17 protein-coding genes and 1 tRNA gene are annotated in these 19,504 nt (G+C 36.8%); 10 read left to right on the top strand and 8 right to left on the bottom strand.

All coding sequences use genetic code 11. The annotated features are described in order from the left end of the window. Position 1 precedes the first annotated feature (1 nt). Genes ABD692_RS06455 through ABD692_RS06445 form a run of 3 tightly spaced genes read right to left on the bottom strand, consistent with a single transcriptional unit; the run spans position 2 to position 2,895 of the window. On the bottom strand, positions 2-1,054 hold the full coding sequence (locus ABD692_RS06455; protein ID WP_344765904.1) for a type III polyketide synthase: 1,053 nt from the start codon (positions 1,052-1,054) through the stop codon (positions 2-4). Next, on the bottom strand, positions 1,051-1,761 hold the full coding sequence (locus ABD692_RS06450) for a methyltransferase domain-containing protein (RefSeq protein ID WP_344765903.1): 711 nt from the start codon (positions 1,759-1,761) through the stop codon (positions 1,051-1,053). The genes ABD692_RS06455 and ABD692_RS06450 overlap by 4 nt, the downstream gene beginning before the upstream one ends. Then, entirely contained in the window at positions 1,762-2,895 is a 1,134-nt protein-coding gene (locus ABD692_RS06445; protein ID WP_344765902.1) for an NAD(P)/FAD-dependent oxidoreductase, read from the bottom strand. A gap of 164 nt (positions 2,896-3,059) precedes the next feature. On the opposite strand from ABD692_RS06445, the gene ABD692_RS06440 reads away from it, so the two are divergent. Then, positions 3,060-3,185 carry a hypothetical protein gene (locus ABD692_RS06440; protein WP_316763482.1) on the top strand — a complete coding sequence of 42 codons (126 nt, stop codon included), beginning with the start codon at positions 3,060-3,062 and terminating at the stop codon, positions 3,183-3,185. 494 nt (positions 3,186-3,679) lie between these two features. Here the strand turns inward: ABD692_RS06440 and ABD692_RS06435 are convergent. From ABD692_RS06435 to ABD692_RS06425, 3 genes are all read right to left on the bottom strand, one after another. Next, positions 3,680-3,753: transfer RNA gene (locus ABD692_RS06435), tRNA-Arg, on the bottom strand. Between the two features lie 98 nt (positions 3,754-3,851). Next, complete coding sequence (locus ABD692_RS06430) at positions 3,852-4,316, bottom strand: redoxin domain-containing protein (RefSeq protein ID WP_316763484.1); 465 nt, start codon at positions 4,314-4,316, stop codon at positions 3,852-3,854. A 117-nt stretch (positions 4,317-4,433) separates the two neighbouring features. Further along, a complete protein-coding gene (locus ABD692_RS06425; protein ID WP_344765901.1) occupies positions 4,434-5,348 on the bottom strand; it encodes an SDR family oxidoreductase in 915 nt (304 codons plus the stop codon). Positions 5,349-5,509: 161 nt separating this feature from the next. Here ABD692_RS06425 and atpD point away from each other — a divergent pair, with 161 nt between their 5' ends. After that, a complete protein-coding gene (gene atpD / locus ABD692_RS06420) occupies positions 5,510-7,012 on the top strand; it encodes a F0F1 ATP synthase subunit beta (protein ID WP_344765900.1) in 1,503 nt (500 codons plus the stop codon). Positions 7,013-7,097: 85 nt separating this feature from the next. After that, complete coding sequence (atpC, locus tag ABD692_RS06415) at positions 7,098-7,343, top strand: ATP synthase F1 subunit epsilon (RefSeq protein ID WP_010601039.1); 246 nt, start codon at positions 7,098-7,100, stop codon at positions 7,341-7,343. A gap of 206 nt (positions 7,344-7,549) precedes the next feature. Here atpC and ABD692_RS06410 read toward each other — a convergent pair whose 3' ends face one another. Together ABD692_RS06410 and ABD692_RS06405 are read right to left on the bottom strand one after the other, a co-directional pair. Beyond that, positions 7,550-9,001, bottom strand: coding sequence for a fimbrillin family protein (locus ABD692_RS06410; RefSeq protein ID WP_344765899.1), 1,452 nt, complete (start codon positions 8,999-9,001; stop codon positions 7,550-7,552). Positions 9,002-9,029: 28 nt separating this feature from the next. After that, positions 9,030-10,679 (bottom strand): fimbrillin family protein, encoded by a 1,650-nt coding sequence (locus tag ABD692_RS06405; RefSeq protein ID WP_344765898.1) that lies wholly within the window; start codon positions 10,677-10,679, stop codon positions 9,030-9,032. Between the two features lie 556 nt (positions 10,680-11,235). Here ABD692_RS06405 and ABD692_RS06400 point away from each other — a divergent pair. From ABD692_RS06400 to ABD692_RS06370, 7 genes are all read left to right on the top strand, one after another. After that, positions 11,236-12,381: a clostripain-related cysteine peptidase gene (locus ABD692_RS06400; protein ID WP_344765897.1), complete on the top strand. Its 1,146-nt coding sequence runs from the start codon at positions 11,236-11,238 to the stop codon at positions 12,379-12,381. A gap of 705 nt (positions 12,382-13,086) precedes the next feature. Next, positions 13,087-13,977, top strand: a complete 891-nt coding sequence (gene ilvE / locus ABD692_RS06395; protein ID WP_316763500.1) for a branched-chain-amino-acid transaminase — start codon at positions 13,087-13,089, stop codon at positions 13,975-13,977. A gap of 11 nt (positions 13,978-13,988) precedes the next feature. Next, on the top strand, positions 13,989-14,567 hold the full coding sequence (locus tag ABD692_RS06390; protein ID WP_316763504.1) for an O-methyltransferase: 579 nt from the start codon (positions 13,989-13,991) through the stop codon (positions 14,565-14,567). Between the two features lie 55 nt (positions 14,568-14,622). Further along, on the top strand, positions 14,623-16,305 hold the full coding sequence (ilvD, locus tag ABD692_RS06385) for a dihydroxy-acid dehydratase (RefSeq protein WP_344765896.1): 1,683 nt from the start codon (positions 14,623-14,625) through the stop codon (positions 16,303-16,305). A gap of 163 nt (positions 16,306-16,468) precedes the next feature. Next, positions 16,469-18,217, top strand: coding sequence for a biosynthetic-type acetolactate synthase large subunit (gene ilvB / locus ABD692_RS06380; RefSeq protein ID WP_344765895.1), 1,749 nt, complete (start codon positions 16,469-16,471; stop codon positions 18,215-18,217). 57 nt (positions 18,218-18,274) lie between these two features. Continuing rightward, complete coding sequence (gene ilvN, locus ABD692_RS06375) at positions 18,275-18,913, top strand: acetolactate synthase small subunit (RefSeq protein ID WP_316763511.1); 639 nt, start codon at positions 18,275-18,277, stop codon at positions 18,911-18,913. Positions 18,914-18,992: 79 nt separating this feature from the next. Further along, on the top strand, positions 18,993-19,463 hold the full coding sequence (locus tag ABD692_RS06370) for a DinB family protein (protein ID WP_344765894.1): 471 nt from the start codon (positions 18,993-18,995) through the stop codon (positions 19,461-19,463). Positions 19,464-19,504 lie beyond the last annotated feature (41 nt).

Raw genomic sequence — 19,504 nt, 5'->3', positions numbered from 1 at the left:
ATTACCACTTCAAAAGTATTCTTTGGGCAGAAAAGCCTGGACCGAAGCTGAGCATCAAACCCGTTTCACCAGAGGCGGGATTCGTTTCCATATGACGCTGCAAAACGTAAAGTACCGTAGCACTACTCATATTACCATATTGTCTCAACACCTCTTTGGTATGATCTATATTTTTGCCTAACTGACCAAATAGTGCTTCTACCACCTGGATGATTTTTCTTCCTCCGGGATGAAAAATAAGATGGTCTATATTCGAAATTTCCAACCCGTTTTTTAGTAAAAAAGGATGAATTATTTCTGGAAAATGCTCCGCGATGGTTTCGGGTACCCCCACATCAAGCACCATCTGAAGTCCGGTATCGGTAATCTTAAAACCCATCATATCTTCTGCGTGGTAAAAATGATACATTTCCTCTGCAAGGATCTCTGGCCCCTGATCAGATTCATGAGAGCTTAGCAGCACACATGCAGCCCCATCTCCAAAAATTGCCGCACTGACGATATTGGCCATGGAAAAGTCATTTAGCTGAAATGTTGCTGTCGGGGATTCAACAGCAATAACAGCTGCTCTTTTTCCAGGATTTGCCTTTAAAAAATTTTTAGCATAAATCATCCCAGACACACCTGCTGCGCAGCCCATTTCAGTAACTGGAAGCCTAACAATATCTTGCCTTAAGCCAAGGGCATTGATTAGATACGCATCCAATGAGGGAATCATAATCCCCGTACAACTTACGGTAATGATAAAATCTAAATCGACTGGTTTCCAGTCTGCCTTTTCCAGAGCAGAAGAAAGACATTGTATGCCGAGCTTAATTGCCGCCCGAACATATATATCATTTCGCTTTTCAAAAGTCAAGTCGGAAAATACTTCTTCGGGTGACATAATTGAATACCTCTTGTCCACTGCAGCACCTTCAAATATCTTTTTAACCTTTCTGATAAATCGGTCGTCCTGTCCAGCTAACCAAATATCCAAAAATGGCAGAATTTCAGAAGTTGTTCTGGAGAACTCAGGTAAAGCTTTGCTTATTGTTTTAATTTTTACGCTCATCTTGTTTTAATAACCCATAAATACCTGAAAGCCCATCTCCAGCCTATATAACTTGAAGTAATGTCTAAGGCTTTTTCGTAGCGCTTTAGATCTGCCTTCTTAAATCCACGAAGAATTGACACTAGACCATCTTCCCTTGACATATTATTAAGCTTGAACACATAGCTCAACGCGGTAAAAAGACGGTATGCAAGACCACTTCTTTCCAGATCATTGACAACTATACCTACGAAAACCCCCTTGATAAGGTTGTTGAAAAGATTAGTTATCTGGCCGTCGGAAAAATGATGCAGGGTGAGGGTGAAGAGCATGATATCGCATCGCTCAGTTTCTTTGCTTTGATCAAAAATATCACTGCACTGATATTGTATTTCCGGATAGTTCAAAGAACAGCGCACGGCATGTGCGATGGTGCATTTATTAGCATCTATTCCTTTCAACTCAAAGTTCAAATGATTTTTACGGGCATAATCCGCGAGCATTCTAAGCATTGCTCCGTTACCACAACCTACGTCAGTAATGCTTAGCTTAGCAGCATTATTTTTCGGCATCAACATTCTAACGCCTTCCAAAGTCACTTTGTTTCCCCCAAGGAGTTTGTTTATTGCCGCGATTTTATCCAAGGCATCCGTTAAGATATCTCCCTCCATTGCGAAGTCATCCATGATTTCTGCAGCTGTGCTTCTAAATTTTGTATCTATTGGCATTTATTGAGAAATTGATAGTGGTTTTCCATGCGTCATTTTGATCGTTCTTGAAAGCAGACCAGGCATTTTAGTTAAAGTACCCAGGGCTAATTTCTGTATAGTGGGATTACTGAAAACAGCGGACAAGATTTTTCCCGCGAAGAGTCTTCTTTGAAAAAGACCTTTCCACTGCTTTGTATATTCCTTTTCCATCACCTTTCTGGAAAGTCCTTTACTTTGGGAAAATCTAATCAGAAGTTCAGATGCAATTTTAGCACTGTGTATGGCCATTGCCATGCCGTTTCCACAAAGCGGATGAATTAAAGCTGCAGTATCACCTATCATGAGAATATGATCAAAAACAGGTTCCTTTGACTCAAAGCAAATCTGACTTATAGTTAGCGGCGTTTCAAAAATCATTCTTGAATCCTCTAAAATAGTTTTAAGAAACTTATTTTTATATAGCACTTCCTGCTGATAGCTTTCGATATTCTTAAAATGCTTGAAACGGTTAAAATTCGCGAGATAACATATATTAAGTTTGTTATCTTCAACTTTTGAAATCCCGCAATATCCTCCACTGAAATTATGCAGGGCAACCAGGTTAGACGGAAACTCTCCCTCATAGTGCGCCTTTACAGCAAGGTAAGGAGATTTACTCTGCATAAAATCCCGTCCAAGCGTTTTATCAAGTGAGGATCTTTTGCCAAAGGCTCCTAAAACATGGCTGGCAACGAATTGCTTATTTGCATTAGTCTCCACATAGAAAAGATCATTCTTGTATAGTACCTGATTAACTGTATCGAAAAGCACCGACACACCTCTTTTTAAGAGTTCTTGGTAGAGGAAATCATCCATCACATACCTGCTTAGCCCAAATCCGCCGAGCGGCAAACTCGCATTCAGGAAAGATCCGGAAACAGAACTAAACTGTAAGCTGGTTATCAAAGCCGGCTTCAGGCTTTCAAAAGAAATGCCAAGCCAGCTTAAATATGGCAGTACTTCATTGGAAACATACTCCCCGCAAACTTTATGATGTGGATAAGGTTTTTTCTCGATTAGCGTGACGTGAAATCCAGATTGCTGTAAATGCAGCGCCGCGGTCAAGCCGGCCAGTCCGCCACCGATTACAAGGATTTCCGTTTCAATCTGCATATGGTTAAGATAACAATTTCCCTGGTTTATTGTTCAGTAAAAAGTCACTGCCCACAAGAATTAATTCGATAAAAAAATTAAACCATTTTTTGACAGAAGCATGCTCATTGATCGAAAAAATTCGGAAATGTAAATCATTTGCCTATTGATATCTATATTAGCATATGATATGGACATCAAGAGAAGTAAGAAAAGCTAGCGAAGATTTGAGAATGAACATCGTCGATGCAGCCAAAGTGCTCTCCTTGCGTAATGAGCATGATGCAGCATCCATTAGCAAAATTGCTTAATATACAGTTCAGCCCGACAATTTTCCCCACTCTCCAGTCTAAAGATCCAAGAATGGTGTTTTTTCGCATACTATCAAGATTAATAAAGAATCAGATGGGCTCTGTATCCTAGGCACGAAAAAATTAATTCGTTGCGTGAGCGAACAAATTCAAAACGCTTGAACTAATAACAGGAAATGAGACTGATGGTGTTGGCTTTGCTGCTATAAAATTAATCCGCAATAAGAAAATGTTTAATTAGGTAATTGAGTGCCGCAAAAAAAGTCGCAGAATTGAATGCCGAAAAAGGAATAAAAAATTTCCTGCTTTATACTTTAAAACAAATTCGAGTTTTTAAAACTCCGGCGGACAAAATTCGATTAACTTTTGCTGTACAAACAAGTCATTGTTTACAATAGACGAATCACAGGCTCTAATTATTAATAATCCGACATTTTGAATGGAACGCGATACAACAAAAAAAGCCTCAGATTTCTCAAAGGCTTTCTTTTTCGTGCACTTGTAGGGATTCGAACCCCAAACCTTCTCATCCGTAGTGAGATGCTCTATCCAATTGAGCTACAAATGCGTTTCCGTATTGTTAACGGACTGCAAAGGTATAATTTGATATTTTAATTTCCAATTAAATTTTAAAAAAAATCAAAATTATATATTGCAAGTTTAAACTTAACCTTTTAAGGCTTCATCAATCGCCTTAAAATCAGGCAAGTCGTGTGCATCTTCCAAAACCTCAGCATAAGCGATTTTTCCTTCTTCATCAATAACAAATGCTGCTCTTTTAGAAACACCTTTCAATCCGAATACAAATTCGTTGTACAAAGCACCATATTCTTCTGATACATTTTTGTTAAAATCGGATAATAATGGAAATTGGTAATTCTGTACTTCTTTAAACTTTGCTAAAGAAAAAGGAGAATCAACTGAAATACCTAATACTTGCGCATTAATACCTTCGTAAAAACTAAAGTTATCTCTCATTGTACACAATTGCTCAGTACAAGTACCCGTAAAAGCCATCGGAAAAAAATGAATAATAACCTTTTTACCTTTAAAAGCTGATAAAGAAACTTCCGCTAAATCAGAACTGTATAATTTAAAATCTGGGGCTTGATCGCCAACTTGTAATGACATATTTTTTATTATTAAATTGTTGTAAATATTTTATTATTGAAGGTTTACTGCAGCTGTGGCTTCACAAATCGGCCGTTACGTTTTTCGTTTTCTAATTACTGTCTCCCAATCTTGCTACTAAACACTTGCTACTTTTTTCATCTGCTCATCCACAATTTTCAGTCCTTCTTCAAAACTGTGTGGTTTATAATCTAAATCTTTTATTGTTTTATCTAATACAAAACCAGTTTTAATTGGTCGCTTAGCCGATTGATTTAAACTCTCAGAACTTATTTCAGAAATTATCGATTTATCGAGCGACCAATAATCGGCAACTTTTCTCACTAAATCTGCAATGCTCATGTAATCTTTCCCCGAAACGTGATAAATACCTTGCGCATTTTTTTCTACTGCTAACAAGCAGGCCTCTGCTAAATCTTCGGCCAAGGTCGGCATTCTCCATTGATCGTTTACTACATTTATAGCCTGCCCCTTTTCTAATGCACCTTTCGCCCAAAGCACAATATTACTACGACTCATATCATTAGTAATACCGTAAACTAAAATAGTGCGCAAAATGGCCCAATTTGCTGTCGATTCTTTAACAGCTAATTCAGCTAATAGTTTAGTTTCTCCGTAATAACTCAAAGGATTTGGCGCATCTTCTTCTTTGTATGGACCATCTGCTCCATCAAATATAAAATCGGTACTTAAATGTATAAAGCGAATATTATTTTTTTCGCAAAGCGATATTAAGTTTTGAGTTGCATCTACATTTAATTGATGGCAAAGTTCTTTATCAGCCTCGCCAGTATCTACATTAGTCATTGCGGCGGTATGTATAATCGCATCGGGCTGATACTTTTCGATAACTTGCTTAACCAGCCCGTTATTCAAAATATCCATTTCGGCGTATTCATATCCGTTTGCAATAGGATAACGATTAGCACCCTTTGAAGTTGCAATGAGTTTTACCCGTCCTTCGGCTAAAACTTTTTCAGTTAATTTTTGGCCTAAAAGGCCGTTACTGCCAGTTACTAAAATGGTTTTCATTTGATGATTTTATGCCTCTAAATTATCTATAAAAACCTTGTTTAAAAATTTTATAATATATATTTAAAATATAGCAAGAATAACTTAACTTTGCCAACCGAATTGGAGCCCTTACAAACAGCTTTAATTCATTGACTGTAATAAATTTACTCACAACAGATATGCCTAACTTAGGAAAAATAGCACAAATTATCGGCCCAGTGGTTGACGTTAGCTTTGCTGATGATGCCCATCTACCTAAAATTTTCGATGCGTTAGAGATAACAAAAGAAAATGGACAAAAAATTGTTTTAGAAGTTCAACAGCATTTAGGCGAAGACCGCGTACGTGCAATCTCTATGGATTCTACTGATGGTTTAGTTCGTGGAATGAAGGTACTTGATACTGGTTCAGCGATTAAAATGCCAGTTGGCGACCAAATTAAAGGTCGTTTATTTAACGTAGTAGGTGACGCAATTGACGGAATCACTGCAGTAGATAAAGCTGACGGTCGTCCGATTCACGCTACTCCTCCTAAGTTCGAAGATTTATCAACAGAAACTGAAGTACTTTTTACTGGTATAAAGGTTATCGATTTATTAGAGCCTTATGCAAAAGGTGGTAAAATCGGTTTGTTCGGTGGTGCTGGTGTAGGTAAAACTGTATTAATCATGGAGTTGGTAAATAATATCGCTAAAGCTTATGCTGGTTTATCAGTATTCGCAGGTGTTGGTGAGCGTACTCGTGAGGGTAACGATTTACTTCGTGAGTTTATCGAATCAGGCGTAATTAACTATGGTGATGAATTCTTACACTCAATGGAAAAAGGTGGATGGGATTTGAACGCAGTTGATACTGAAAAATTAAAAGAATCTAAAGCAACATTGGTTTTCGGTCAAATGAACGAGCCTCCTGGTGCACGTGCTCGTGTAGCATTATCAGGATTAACAGTTGCAGAATATTTCCGTGATGGTGATGGCGAAGGCGCTGGAAAAGATATCCTTTTCTTCGTTGATAACATCTTCCGTTTTACTCAGGCAGGTTCTGAGGTATCGGCTTTATTAGGTCGTATGCCATCTGCGGTAGGTTACCAACCAACATTGGCAACTGAAATGGGTTTAATGCAAGAGCGTATTACTTCAACTAAACGTGGCTCAATTACATCTGTACAGGCTGTATATGTACCTGCGGATGATTTAACTGACCCTGCGCCAGCTACAACTTTCGCCCACTTAGATGCAACTACGGTACTTTCTCGTAAAATTGCTGAGTTAGGTATTTACCCAGCGGTAGATCCATTGGATTCTACCTCACGTATCCTTTCTCCTGCCGTTTTAGGTGATGAGCACTATAACACTGCACAACGTGTTAAAGAAACTTTACAACGTTATAAAGAATTACAAGATATCATCGCGATCTTAGGTATGGACGAATTATCTGAAGAAGATAAATTAGTAGTATCTAGAGCTCGTCGTGTTCAACGTTTCTTATCTCAACCTTTCCACGTAGCTGAGCAATTTACAGGCTTAAAAGGTGTATTGGTTGACATTAAAGATACCATCAAAGGTTTCAATATGATTATGGATGGTGAAGTTGATGAATATCCTGAAGCTGCATTTAACTTGGTTGGTAGCATGGAAGACGCTATTGAAAAAGGTAAAAAATTATTAGCAGAAGCGAACTAGTATCGAAATTTGAGTATCAGGTATCAAGACCAACAATAAAATCTTGATACTTGATACTAGCTACTTGATACTCAAATCAAAAAAAATGAATTTAGAAATATTAACTCCAGATAAAAAAGTTTTCGAAGGTGAAGTAACCGCAGTTACAGTTCCTGGAACTTTAGGTTCTTTTCAAATTTTGAGAGACCATGCGGCAATCATCTCAACTTTAGAAGATGGAGAAGTTATTATAAAAGCAGGCAAAGATGAAGAACAACGTTTCTTTATTAAAGGTGGCGTAGTTGAAGCTATTCATAATAAGATTGTAGTTTTGGCAGAAGGCATTGCATAACATAACTTAACTCATTTAAAAAGCCTTTTCAATTAATTTGGAAAGGCTTTTTTTGTGATCAAAGAATTTCTCATTTCTATTGAAAAACAATTCCCCTAAGGCAAGTTTTTCCGAACCTTGAAAGTAATTTGGTTTAATATTCTTTATAACAAAATAGCTTGTTTCGCCGAAGCAAAACAAGCTATTCATATTATTAATAAGTCTTCTTATTTGTTTGTACCTGTAATTATAACGTTATCTAAACGTAAACCTAAAGTGTTTGTAGCAGCTGGACCAAAAAATTCGACTGTGTTATTTGCAAGTGCAGGAACATCACCTACAACTTCTAACGTGTAAAATTTATTTGTATCAGCACCTACAATTGGTTGACTGGTTACCGCATATTCTACGCCGTTAACTTTAACTTTGATCACATTCAAATTACCAGTTGAACTTGAACCTTGAATATTTGCTGCTGCATCATATTTAATTTTTAATTTCGAATACCCACTAACAGTAACTCCAGAAATTACCACTGAAGCATCTTTAGCTGCAGGTAACCAAACATGTGCATTTGTTCCGTCGCCATAAGTAGAAATAGTTCTTAAATCTGCATTTCCGTAGCTATCAGCAAATGTGAAAGTTTTGTTATCGTAGTTAGTATAAGTTGTAATTTTTGGTTTTGTTGTACCAATTGTTCCCGTACCAAAACCTTCTGTATAAAGCACTTTATCTTCGCCAACTGGTGGAGTTACCACAACCACATCCTGATCAACAGTATAAGAACCTGAAGGAACGTTATTCCAGTTGGTAATAGTAGCAGAAATTGCAACAGCAACAGGAGTAGCTGTACCGCCATTTTTCAATTCAATTTCGTAGCTATATTTTTTACCTTGCTCAAATTTAGTATTAGCTGGTAAAGTCAGTTTGAATTTTCCAGCTGGCAAGCTAAAAGTAATTTGTTTTCCAGAAGCATCTTCAACTGGTAATACAATAACTTCAGAAACTACAGCAGAACCTCTAAGACCAGTTTTAGCGACAACTTCAACAGCCTGAGTTTGATTAGCTAAAATTCCTGTAGCTAAATCGAAATCAGCTTTAGTGTTTAAACCTGCAATGGCTGTACTTAAGCCATTCAAATCAGATACACCAGTACCATTTTTAACGGTAAACTCTATTTTCGAAAGTTTATGAGAAAATACAAGGTTTGCATTTGTACTGGTTTTGCTTAAGCCTGTTGCATTGTTTGCATATAACAAATCTATTGCACTTTGGCTGGTTTGATTATTTACATCAACAGCATAAATATTGTTACTAGGAAGACTTTGCTTAAATGGATAGTAAGCAATGAAATCTACTGTTTTACCATCTTCTGGATAGTATAAGGTTTGATCAGCTGCTGATGGTTTAAATTCGCCATCACCTGTTGTATTGTAATTTTTGTTTGCAGAAATAACAGAAGTTAAACCTGTACCAGTTTTCATGAATACACCAATTGCATCACTGCTTTCCCAGGCATCATTTAATGCTTTAGTTTTAATTTGGCCATCAATGCTTGAAGAAAATTTAACCGCCGTTGCATTAGGGTTAGTTACAACTGGAGCGTTATCTTTCTTACAAGAACTGCTCATTACAAACAGCGTAATTGCTGTCGCGAATAAAATGTTTTGATTTCTCATGTTCGTTTTAAAGTATTATTATGTTTGTTTATTTCCAGATCGTGTTATCAACGGTTGCTTTAACCTCAGCAGAAAGTTTAGGGAAGAAAGTATAACCTGTTTCTTTTTCTAAATCACTTACACTTACACGGTAAGTATTGTAGTTGTTACCCGAAGGGATAACCTGATTATTGATTCTAAACCCTATTGTATAATATGTACTCCCTTTTTTCATTGCTAACGCCTTATAGTAATATTTAGGAATAGCAGAACCTTTAGCATAAGTAATGTTTTGATCAGTTGCTGTTTTAATTGCGGCACCAGTAACTACATAAAGTGTATCACTTTGTGCAGTCCAGGTTCTAACTTGTTGTTCTAAATTGTTCCAAATGCCTTGGTTCATGGAAGAAACTTGAGCAGTCATGTTAGAATAATAGAAAGTAGTTGCATTTAAATCTCTAGAAGCTGTACGATCGCCACTAGGAATTTGGTGACCGCGATCGTAACCATTACCAAAAGAACTACCCAAATCAACCTGATCGCTTGAGGCAATTGAAGGATCAAATGCCCATGCATCAGAACGGCCAGAGCTTCCAATATAAGATGCATGTAAAGGATAAGCTACCCAATAAGCCATTTTATATTTTTTATCGTATAACATTGCGTAATTTCTTACACCTGTTTTTCCAGGAAAACCGTGTGAAACGTAAACGGTGTTCTCATCAGTTGTAATTGCAGGAGTTTCCATATAACCAGACAAAGTTGGAGGAGTTACAACAACGGTTTCCTGATCAAGATTGTATGAACCAGAAGGAACATCATTCCAGTTTATAATGCTTGCTTTAATAAATGCAGCAGTTCCTACAGGGCTTGTGCCTTCGCCTTTCAATTCAATTTCGTAGCTATATTTTTTACCTTTTTCGAATTTGGTACCAGCCGGTAAAGCCCAGGTAAAAGTTTTAGCACCTAATGTAAATATCACTTTTGTTCCTACCTCGTCAGTAGTTGGAATTAAAATTGCCTCAGCAACAGTGGCTGCATTTCGAACACCAGTTTTAGCTAAAATAGTTGCTGTTTGGCTTTGAGGAGTAATTGTTCCTGTTGCCAAATCGAAATTGGCATTAGTTTTTAAACCAGTTATACTTACTGATAAGCCATTTAAATCTGCAACACCAGTACCATTTTTAACAGTAAATTCTACTTTGGATAATTGGTGAGAGAAAACAAGATTAGCATTCGTACTGGTTTTGCTTAAACCCACTGCATTATTTGCATACAGTAAATCGATTGCAGGTTGGTTACCTTGTGCACTAACATTTACTGAATAAATGTTACCAGAAAGATTTTGATCGAATGGATAATAAGCGATAAAATCTACTGCTTTTCCATCTTCAGGATAATAAATGGTCTGCTCTAAATTTGATGGTTTAAATTCGCCATCGCCAAGCGTTAAATAAACTTTATTTGCAGATAAAACATTGGTTAAACCTGTACCAGTTTTCATAAATACGCCGATTGCATCATTTGCACTCCAGCTGTTATCTGCTGCTTTTGTTTTAATTTGTCCGTTAATTGAAGATGAAAACTGTACTGCAGTACGATTTTCATTAACAACTTCTGGAGCATTGTCTTTTCGGCAGGCAGTACCTAAAAGCATGAGCATAGCAATAGAGCCAAATTGTAAATTTTTGATTTTCATTTTTGTTCGTTATGTTAAAAATTTATTTGTTTTTGTGTTTTTTATTTGAGGCTGAAAGCGCCTAAAACTTTAAGGAATGATTGAGATTACGTCTGATTTATTATACATTAATGAGCACTATTGGCGCCCCGTTAGAAAATGATTAGTTAAATGTTACTGCAAAGAAAGGCCAATACAGTACGCTTTGAGTTAAGCGAAAAAGAAGCTTACGTTAAGCTTCGGTGCTAAAAAAAATAAATAATAATGGTTTGTTAACATAACTTTTTGTAGCCATAATAGGCACATTTCTTAAAGCTAAAAGCTTAAATAAATAGCAAGAGGCAGATAAAAATTATATTTAAACAACTGTATAACAATCAGATAAACTAAAGTTAAAGTTATATCAGTTGTATTTAATGACTTAGGTTACCTCCAAAAATTATTTTGAAATCTTAAGTTTATAGCTCTCGCATTTCTTTAAACCTAAAAATTTCAATGCATCATGAATCTTCACTTTAGAGTCGTTCGTTTTAGTCGGCATAGAATTTAAGTACTTTTGCTCTGCTAAAAAACAGTCATGAAATCTTTAAAACATTTTTTTTTAAAATCACTCTTTATTATTGGTATAATTTCTCTTCAGTCTTCCTGTAAGAAAAATATCGATGTAACGCCTGAAAAGATAAAAGTGTCGAAGATGGTGTTGGTTTATATGGAGGCAAATAACGATTTACGTTACGATGCTTTAAACAGCATCAACCAAATGGAAAAAGGTGCTGCAAACATTAATGGCACATTATTGGTGTACATTAAAACCAGTAGCGTTCGTTCTTATCTATTAAAGATTAAATATGATCCTGATGAAAACAAAATTGTTAGCGACACCGTTAAAACTTTCGAGAATAGTAGTAATTCAGACCCTGAATTTTTAAAAGACGTAGTTAAGTATGCTCAAACAGAGTATCCTGCAGAAACTTACGGACTTATACTCTGGTCGCATGCCACTTCATGGGCTCCCCCAACATCAGCAATAATTAAAACAAAATCATTTGGGCGAGATACTGGAAAAGAGATCGATATTATAGATTTAAAAAACGCTTTACCAAATAATCTTGAATTTATCATCTTCGATGCCTGCTCAATGGGTGGCGTAGAAGTTTTGTATGAATTTAAAGATAAAGCGAAATACATTATCGCATCCCCCGCCGAAACCATTGCAGAAAGTTTTCCCTATCAAAAAATTACGCCCTACTTATTTCAAGGTTCAGCTCAATTAAAAGATGTAGCAAAAGCATATTACGATTATTATAATGCTTATACAGACGATAGACAATCTGCTACGGTTGTGCTAGTCAAAGCAAGCGAACTTGTGCAATTAGCTACGGAAATGAAAGCAATTATGCTTAAAACAAAACTTTATGGTAATAAATTTATTAGCGATAATATTCAACGGTTAGATTTCACTACTAATTTCCCCGTGGCTAATTATGATTTTGGAGACTTCTTAAATCATAATTTTGCAAATAATGACTTGACGAGTATTTATGCTCAATTAGATAAAACCATTTTATATAAAGCTGCTACTGCAAACTTTTTAGGCACACCGATAAAAACATTTTCTGGACTTACATGCTACATTCCTTATCAAGGCGATGTTAACCTAACTTATTATAAAAAACTACAGTGGTATTCAAACAGTGGGTTCTATATTCCTTTTGATAAGTAAACCCACTTTTATTTAACTATACCAACAACTTAAAGCAAGGACAATCAACAAACTTCAAAAAACATTAAGAAAAGAAAATGCACTTTCGAAAATGTTGCCTGGCTTAGAATCCGAAGGAAGTCTTTTAAATATTCCAGATCGATGGCTTTATGGGATGAAGATGATGCACTGTGAAAATTCAGATATCAACAAGTAAAAACTCAACTGAACAGATTTCATTTTTGGTAGTATTTTTTTAAATATTTAAGCACTAAAAGCAATTTTAGGCAGAAAATTAGAAAATTTATAATGCAAGCATAACAAATAGACCGTATACCGTTTTGATATTCAGTCTACGGTCGTCGAGATTAAATCACTAATCTTAAACAGAATAAGAATATTGTTCTGATTTAATATAAAAAATCAAAATTATATTCTTATTTCATTTTTTTCTGATTTCTCTTGCATATTTATGAACCAAAAACTAAATTGGTTTTATAAACAAAGCAATAGTAATGATCACATCAAATAACACATTTTTAAATAACTCTACTGCAATTGCAGCTGGAAACATTGTGTTATTATCTGTCATTTTACTTAACCTGCTTCTCCTAAATATTTTAGGGAAGAAAACGGACTGCTTTTAAATAGATTTAAAAAACTAAATATACCTAAAGCGTCCTGATACAAACAGGACGCTTTTTTTAAATAACAAAACACGGTATTATGAAATACTATAATTCTAATACGATTATTTACCTTGATGGAAAGTTTGAAAAGGCTGTTGATAGCAGTACTGATCTTTACGGACAGTCGTTACATTATGGCTATGCAGCGTTCGAGGGTATTAGAGCTTACAAAACGCATAATGGCAATCGCATTTTTAAAGCTGCTGCCCATTTCGATCGCTTAGAACGTTCTTGTCAACTGGCAAACATTCCTTTTCCATGGGATAAGCAGGAACTGATTAAGGAAACTTATAAGTTACTTACTTTAAATAAACTGAAGGATGCTTATATCCGTCCGTTGGTTTTTTGCCACCCAAATATGAAATTGAATGAACCTAGCGGCGTTTCGATTTTAATTTGTGCTTGGGATTGGGATGCTTATTCAGGTAATAAACTTTTAAAATTAACCATTTCTGATTACGAAAGACCGAATCCTAAATCGACTCCAATGGAAGCGAAATTGAGCGGAAACTACGTGAACTCCATCTTAGCAACTACCGCAGCCAACATTAAAGGTTACGATGAGGCATTGCTTTTAGATATGCACGGTTTTGTGGCCGAAGCTTCGGGAGCAAACATCTTCTTAGAAAAAGATGGCAAACTTTTCACGCCATCTTTAGGAAATATTTTGCCCGGAATTACCAGAGCCACCGTTAAAGAACTTTGTACTGTTCTAGATATCGAATGCATCGAGAAAAAATTGACAGTTGAAGATTTGAAACAAGCAGACAGTGCTTTCTTATGCGGCACGGCTACCGAAATTGCGGGGATTGCTTCCATAGATGATATTGTTTTCCGTACTCTTTGGAGAGAGTCAATTGGTTACACCATTCAACGTGCTTACAAAAACCTGGTACTTGAAAAAGTAAACTACGAAGTGATAATCTAACCAACAACATTATGAATCAGGATATCAATCAACCATTCCCAAAAGCTTACCAGCAAATTAATGATGCAACTAAAGCATCAGGATTTGAGATGGCTTCAGATGTGTTGACCTGTGCCTTGTTAAAAACGCTTGCAGCATCGAAACCTGCTGGGCGTTTTCTAGAGTTAGGGACTGGCACAGGCTTATCAACTTCTTGGATTTTGGATGGGATCGATGAATGTTCAACTTTGATTTCGATAGATAATGAAGATAAATTTTTAAACATTGCCAAAACATTTTTGGAAGATGATAAACGTTTAGAACTAGTCTCATCAGATGGTGGTGATTGGTTTGAAAACAATAAAGAAAAAAAATTCGATTACATTTTTGCTGATACATGGCATGGAAAATATTTGCTTTTAGAAGAAGCAATAAGAATGCTAAATAAAGGTGGATTTTACATAATCGATGATATGTTACCTCAACCGAATTGGCCTGAAGGACATGAGGAGAAAGCCATTAAGTTGATAGCGGATTTAGAATCTCGAGAAGATTTGCACTTAATCAAACAAGTTTGGGCAACTGGGATTTTAATCGCAGTAAAAAAATAATGAGGGTTTTTACCTCGAAACAGAATAACTTACAGAACCACAACATATTTTAACAATGAGCGAATTAAACAAGTACAGTAAAACATTTACACAAGACCCAACACAACCTGCTGCGCAAGCAATGCTTTACGGAATCGGATTAACCGATGCAGATATGGCAAAAGCGCAAGTCGGTATTGCGAGTATGGGTTACGATGGCAACACCTGCAACATGCACCTTAACGACCTTGCAAAAGATGTTAAAGCTGGCGTTTGGAAAAATGATTTAGTGGGCTTAGTTTTCAACACCATTGGCGTAAGTGATGGGATGAGCAATGGAACTGACGGCATGCGTTACTCCTTAGTAAGTCGTGATGTAATTGCAGACAGTATCGAAACCATTTGTGGTGGACAATATTATGATGGAATTATCTCGATTCCAGGTTGTGATAAAAACATGCCAGGTGCGATTATGGCAATGGCTCGTTTAGACCGTCCATCGATTATGATTTATGGTGGCACAATTGCCCCTGGTCATTACAAAGGCGAAGAGCTAAATATTGTTTCGGCTTTTGAGGCTTTAGGTCAAAAAATATGTGGTAATTTATCAGAAGAAGATTATCAAGGCATTATTAAACATACTTGTCCTGGTGCAGGCGCTTGTGGTGGTATGTACACCGCAAACACAATGGCATCGGCAATTGAGGCTTTAGGAATGAGTTTGCCTTATTCTTCATCAAATCCAGCAGTTAGTCCTGAGAAAAAACAAGAGTGTTTGGATGCTGGAAAATACATCAAAGTTTTATTAGAAAATGATATTAAACCATCTGATATCATGACGAGAAAAGCATTCGAGAATGCAATTCGTTCAATCATTATATTAGGTGGAAGTACAAATGCGGTATTGCATTTCATTGCAATGGGCAAAGCGATTGGTGTTGAAATTACGCAAGATGATTTCCAAAAGATGAGTGACATCACACCAGTATTGGCCGATTTTAAACCAAGTGGAAAATACTTAATGCAAGATTTACACCAATATGGTGGGATTCCTGCGGTGTTGAAGTTTTTATTAAACGAAGGTTTATTGCATGGCGATTGCCTAACCGTAACTGGAAAAACAATGGCTGAAAACTTGGCTGATGTGAAATCGATTATGGATTATGACCAGAAAATCATTCAAAAATTAAGCGAACCGATCAAACCAACAGGTCACTTACAAATCCTTTACGGAAACTTAGCAGAAAAAGGTTCTGTTGCAAAGATTTCTGGTAAGGAAGGAGAAAAATTTGAAGGTCCAGCACGTGTATTTGATGGCGAGCATGATTTAATTGCGGGTATTTCTAGTGGTCGTGTTCAGCCTGGGGATGTAATCGTAATTAAAAACTCAGGTCCAGTTGGAGCTCCAGGTATGCCTGAAATGCTAAAACCTACTTCTGCAATTATTGGTGCGGGTTTGGGTAAATCCGTTGCTTTGATTACCGATGGCCGTTTCTCTGGAGGTACTCATGGTTTTGTGGTAGGTCACATTACTCCCGAATCTTACAAAGGAGGTTTAATTGGTCTGGTTGAGGACAATGATCCAATTTTAATCGACGCTGTAAATAACATCATTAGTTTACAGGTGAGCGAAGATGTTATCGCAGAGCGAAGAAAAAAATATGTTCAACCAGCATTGAAAGTGACAAAAGGTGTTTTATATAAATATGCTAAAACAGTATCAGATGCAGCAAGTGGTTGCGTAACTGATGAATATTAACCTCCTAACTCCCTGGAGGGGGGAGAAAAAGGTCAAATTTAAACCGGTCACAAATTGTGACCCCATATAATTAAGACACCAATCATCACAACGTGAGATGATGACTTGAAGTCACATCTGTGACATCGAGATTAAAGAATAATAGAACCGCAAAAACATAATTATGGAAACTGCACAAGATACAATACAACAAACCGAGGTGAAGGCAGAAACCTCAAAAACTTTCCAGGGAACAGGCTCGCAGGTTTTGTTGAATGGATTGATTGAAGAAGGCGTAACCACCATCTTCGGTTATCCTGGAGGAGCAATTATGCCAATTTACGATGCATTGTACGATTACACTGATAAATTACAGCACATATTGGTTCGCCATGAGCAAGGTGGTATCCATGCTGCTCAGGGCTTTGCAAGAGCTAGTGGTAAAGTGGGTGTTTGTTTCGCAACAAGCGGACCTGGCGCAACCAACTTGGTTACAGGTTTGGCAGATGCTCAAATCGACAGTACGCCTTTAGTGTGTATTACAGGTCAGGTTTTCGCTCATCTATTAGGCACCGATGCTTTTCAGGAAACGGATGTAATTAACATTACCACACCTGTTACCAAATGGAATTATCAGGTTACAGATGCGAAAGAAATACCTGAAGTTTTAGCTAAAGCTTTTTACATTGCTAAAAGCGGAAGACCAGGACCAGTTTTAATTGACATTACTAAAAATGCACAAATACAGATTGAGGAATTTCCTGAATATGTGAAGTGTAATCATATCCGCTCATACCGTCCGAAACCAAAAGTTAGGGTTGAGTATATTGAACAGGCAGCAGCTTTAATTAATGCGGCGAAGAAGCCATTCGTATTATTCGGACAAGGAGTTGTTTTAGGGACCGCCGAAGAAGAATTTAAAGCATTCATTGAGAAAAGTGGTATTCCAGCTGCATGGACAATTATGGGCGAAGGTGCAATTCCAACTTCGCATCCTCTAAATGTTGGTATGTTAGGGATGCATGGTAATTACGGACCAAATGTTTTAACTAACGAATGTGACGTATTAATCGCCATCGGAATGCGTTTCGATGACCGAGTGACTGGTCGTTTAGATAAATATGCAAAACAGGCTAAAGTGATTCATTTCGACATCGACCCAGCTGAAATTGATAAAAATGTTAAAGCTGATGTGGGTGTTTGGGGCGATTGTAAAGAAACCTTACCCCTATTAACCAATCTGGTTAACGAAAATAAACATGAAGATTGGGTTGCTAAATTCAAAGATTACAATCAGCAGGAAATCGACCAGGTCATCACACCTGAACTTTACCCAAAAGGCGATGAAATAACGATGGGCGAAGTATTACGCAACATCAATGAAATTTGTGGCGGCGATGCAGTGATTGTAACCGATGTTGGTCAGCACCAAATGGTAGCATGCCGTTACGCTAAATTTAATAATACACGAAGTAACATTACTTCAGGTGGTTTAGGCACAATGGGTTTTGGTTTACCTGCTGCAATTGGTGCGAAATATGGTGCGCCAAACAAAACTGTAATTGCTATTATTGGCGATGGTGGTTTCCAAATGACTCCACAAGAACTGGGTACTATTATGCAATTTGGTGCAGCTGTTAAAATCCTGATTTTGAACAACCGTTTCTTAGGGATGGTTCGCCAATGGCAAGAGCTGTTTAATGATAAACGTTATTCATCGGTAAACATTACAAGTCCTGATTTTGTAGCACTAGCTAAGGCTTACTACATCGAAGCTGATAAAGTTGATGAGCGTGCTAACTTGAGAACCGCTTTGGAAACGATGATTAATCACGAAGGTTCGTATTTACTGGAAGTAATGGTTGGAAGAGAAAATAACGTCTTCCCAATGGTTCCACAAGGAATGAGCGTAAGCGAGATTAGGTTGAAATAAGCTGAAAAGAGTAAAGCAGAAAGACTAAAGCGAAAATCATTGCCAAAAGAAATTATCATGAGTACTGAAAACACGATAGAACATAAAATAGACAAAGCTGATATAGAAGGAAAGCAGGAATATACCATCACGGTTTATGCTGAAAATCGTATCGGTTTATTAAACAGGATTGCGATTATCTTCTCGAAGAGAAAAATCAATATTGAAAGTTTGAATACTTCTCCATCCGAAATTGATGGCATACACCGTTTCAATATTGTGATTACGGAGAGCTATGAAGTGGTTAGAAAATTAGCTCGTCAGATTGAGAAGCAAATTGAGGTTTTGAAAGTTTATTTCAACACCAACGAAGAAATCATCTGGCAGGAACTGGCTTTATACAAAGTATCTACGGATGAAATTGCAGAGAAAGTAACTGTAGAAAGATTACTTAGACAATATGGTGCGAGTGCGGTGGTAATCCGTAAAGATTATACCGTTTTTGCAGTAACTGGCCACAGAGAAGAAACTGATGCTTTAGTGAAAGCTTTAGAACCTTATGAACTGATTGAGTTTGTGCGTTCAGCCAGGGTTGCGATTATTAAAGACAGTGCTGGTTTCCACGAAAAATTAAAAGAATTTGAAGCTTTTGAACCTGGAGAAGAACTTGTTGAGAATGAGTTTTTAGATAAAGGCGAGAAGATTTTTACCATGTAAATAAGTACTACGTTATAAGTGGTAAGTTATAAGTTCAGGACGTAAAACGTATAACTTAAGACCTAAAACAATAGAAAAAATGAACGAAATATTTGATTTTATAATTAACTCCCGTAAAGCTTTTATTCAGTTGATGGATGGCTTAACGATTGAGCAGTTGAATAAAATTCCCGAAGGTTACAACAACAATATCATCTGGAATTTCGGGCATGTGGTAGTGAGTACGCAAACGCTTTGTTATGTCCGTACAGGGATTTTGGCTGATGCCAGCTCGGTAAAATTCAATGAGTTTTATAAAAAAGATACTCGTCCGACTTCTACTGTAACAGCTGAAGGAGTTGCAGAATTAAAAGCTTTAGCACTTGATAGCATTGAAAAGATAAAAGAAGATTATGCAAATGGTGTATTTGCGAACATCACGCCTTTTTCAACATCAACTTATGGTGTGGAAATGAAAAGCATTGAAGAAGTGCTGATTACGACTATCGGTCATGATAATGTGCATTACGGATATGCCTGGGCGCTGAAGAAAGGTATAGAAAGGGTTTAGGGTTTAAGGTTTAGGGTAACAACACCGAACCTGAGTAAAAT

The sequence above is a fragment of the Pedobacter ginsengiterrae genome (assembly GCF_039537385.1).
Taxonomy (GTDB): Bacteria; Bacteroidota; Bacteroidia; order Sphingobacteriales; family Sphingobacteriaceae; genus Pedobacter; species Pedobacter ginsengiterrae.
Note: the sequence above shows the minus strand (reverse complement) of the source record. Positions and strands in the feature narration are given on the sequence as shown.

What these genes read in the sequence shown, in the direction of transcription:
- ABD692_RS06405 (WP_344765898.1), bottom strand. Translation starts at nt 10,679, where the DNA reads ATGAAAATCAAAAATTTACAATTTGGCTCTATTGCTATGCTCATGCTT.
- ABD692_RS06410 (WP_344765899.1), bottom strand. Translation starts at nt 9,001, where the DNA reads ATGAGAAATCAAAACATTTTATTCGCGACAGCAATTACGCTGTTTGTA.
- atpD (WP_344765900.1), top strand. Translation starts at nt 5,510, where the DNA reads ATGCCTAACTTAGGAAAAATAGCACAAATTATCGGCCCAGTGGTTGAC.
- atpC (WP_010601039.1), top strand. Translation starts at nt 7,098, where the DNA reads ATGAATTTAGAAATATTAACTCCAGATAAAAAAGTTTTCGAAGGTGAA.
- ABD692_RS06390 (WP_316763504.1), top strand. Translation starts at nt 13,989, where the DNA reads ATGAATCAGGATATCAATCAACCATTCCCAAAAGCTTACCAGCAAATT.
- ABD692_RS06400 (WP_344765897.1), top strand. Translation starts at nt 11,236, where the DNA reads ATGAAATCTTTAAAACATTTTTTTTTAAAATCACTCTTTATTATTGGT.
- ABD692_RS06430 (WP_316763484.1), bottom strand. Translation starts at nt 4,316, where the DNA reads ATGTCATTACAAGTTGGCGATCAAGCCCCAGATTTTAAATTATACAGT.
- ABD692_RS06450 (WP_344765903.1), bottom strand. Translation starts at nt 1,761, where the DNA reads ATGCCAATAGATACAAAATTTAGAAGCACAGCTGCAGAAATCATGGAT.
- ABD692_RS06445 (WP_344765902.1), bottom strand. Translation starts at nt 2,895, where the DNA reads ATGCAGATTGAAACGGAAATCCTTGTAATCGGTGGCGGACTGGCCGGC.
- ABD692_RS06440 (WP_316763482.1), top strand. Translation starts at nt 3,060, where the DNA reads ATGATATGGACATCAAGAGAAGTAAGAAAAGCTAGCGAAGATTTGAGA.
- ilvE (WP_316763500.1), top strand. Translation starts at nt 13,087, where the DNA reads ATGAAATACTATAATTCTAATACGATTATTTACCTTGATGGAAAGTTT.
- ABD692_RS06425 (WP_344765901.1), bottom strand. Translation starts at nt 5,348, where the DNA reads ATGAAAACCATTTTAGTAACTGGCAGTAACGGCCTTTTAGGCCAAAAA.
- ABD692_RS06455 (WP_344765904.1), bottom strand. Translation starts at nt 1,054, where the DNA reads ATGAGCGTAAAAATTAAAACAATAAGCAAAGCTTTACCTGAGTTCTCC.
- ilvB (WP_344765895.1), top strand. Translation starts at nt 16,469, where the DNA reads ATGGAAACTGCACAAGATACAATACAACAAACCGAGGTGAAGGCAGAA.
- ilvN (WP_316763511.1), top strand. Translation starts at nt 18,275, where the DNA reads ATGAGTACTGAAAACACGATAGAACATAAAATAGACAAAGCTGATATA.
- ABD692_RS06370 (WP_344765894.1), top strand. Translation starts at nt 18,993, where the DNA reads ATGAACGAAATATTTGATTTTATAATTAACTCCCGTAAAGCTTTTATT.
- ilvD (WP_344765896.1), top strand. Translation starts at nt 14,623, where the DNA reads ATGAGCGAATTAAACAAGTACAGTAAAACATTTACACAAGACCCAACA.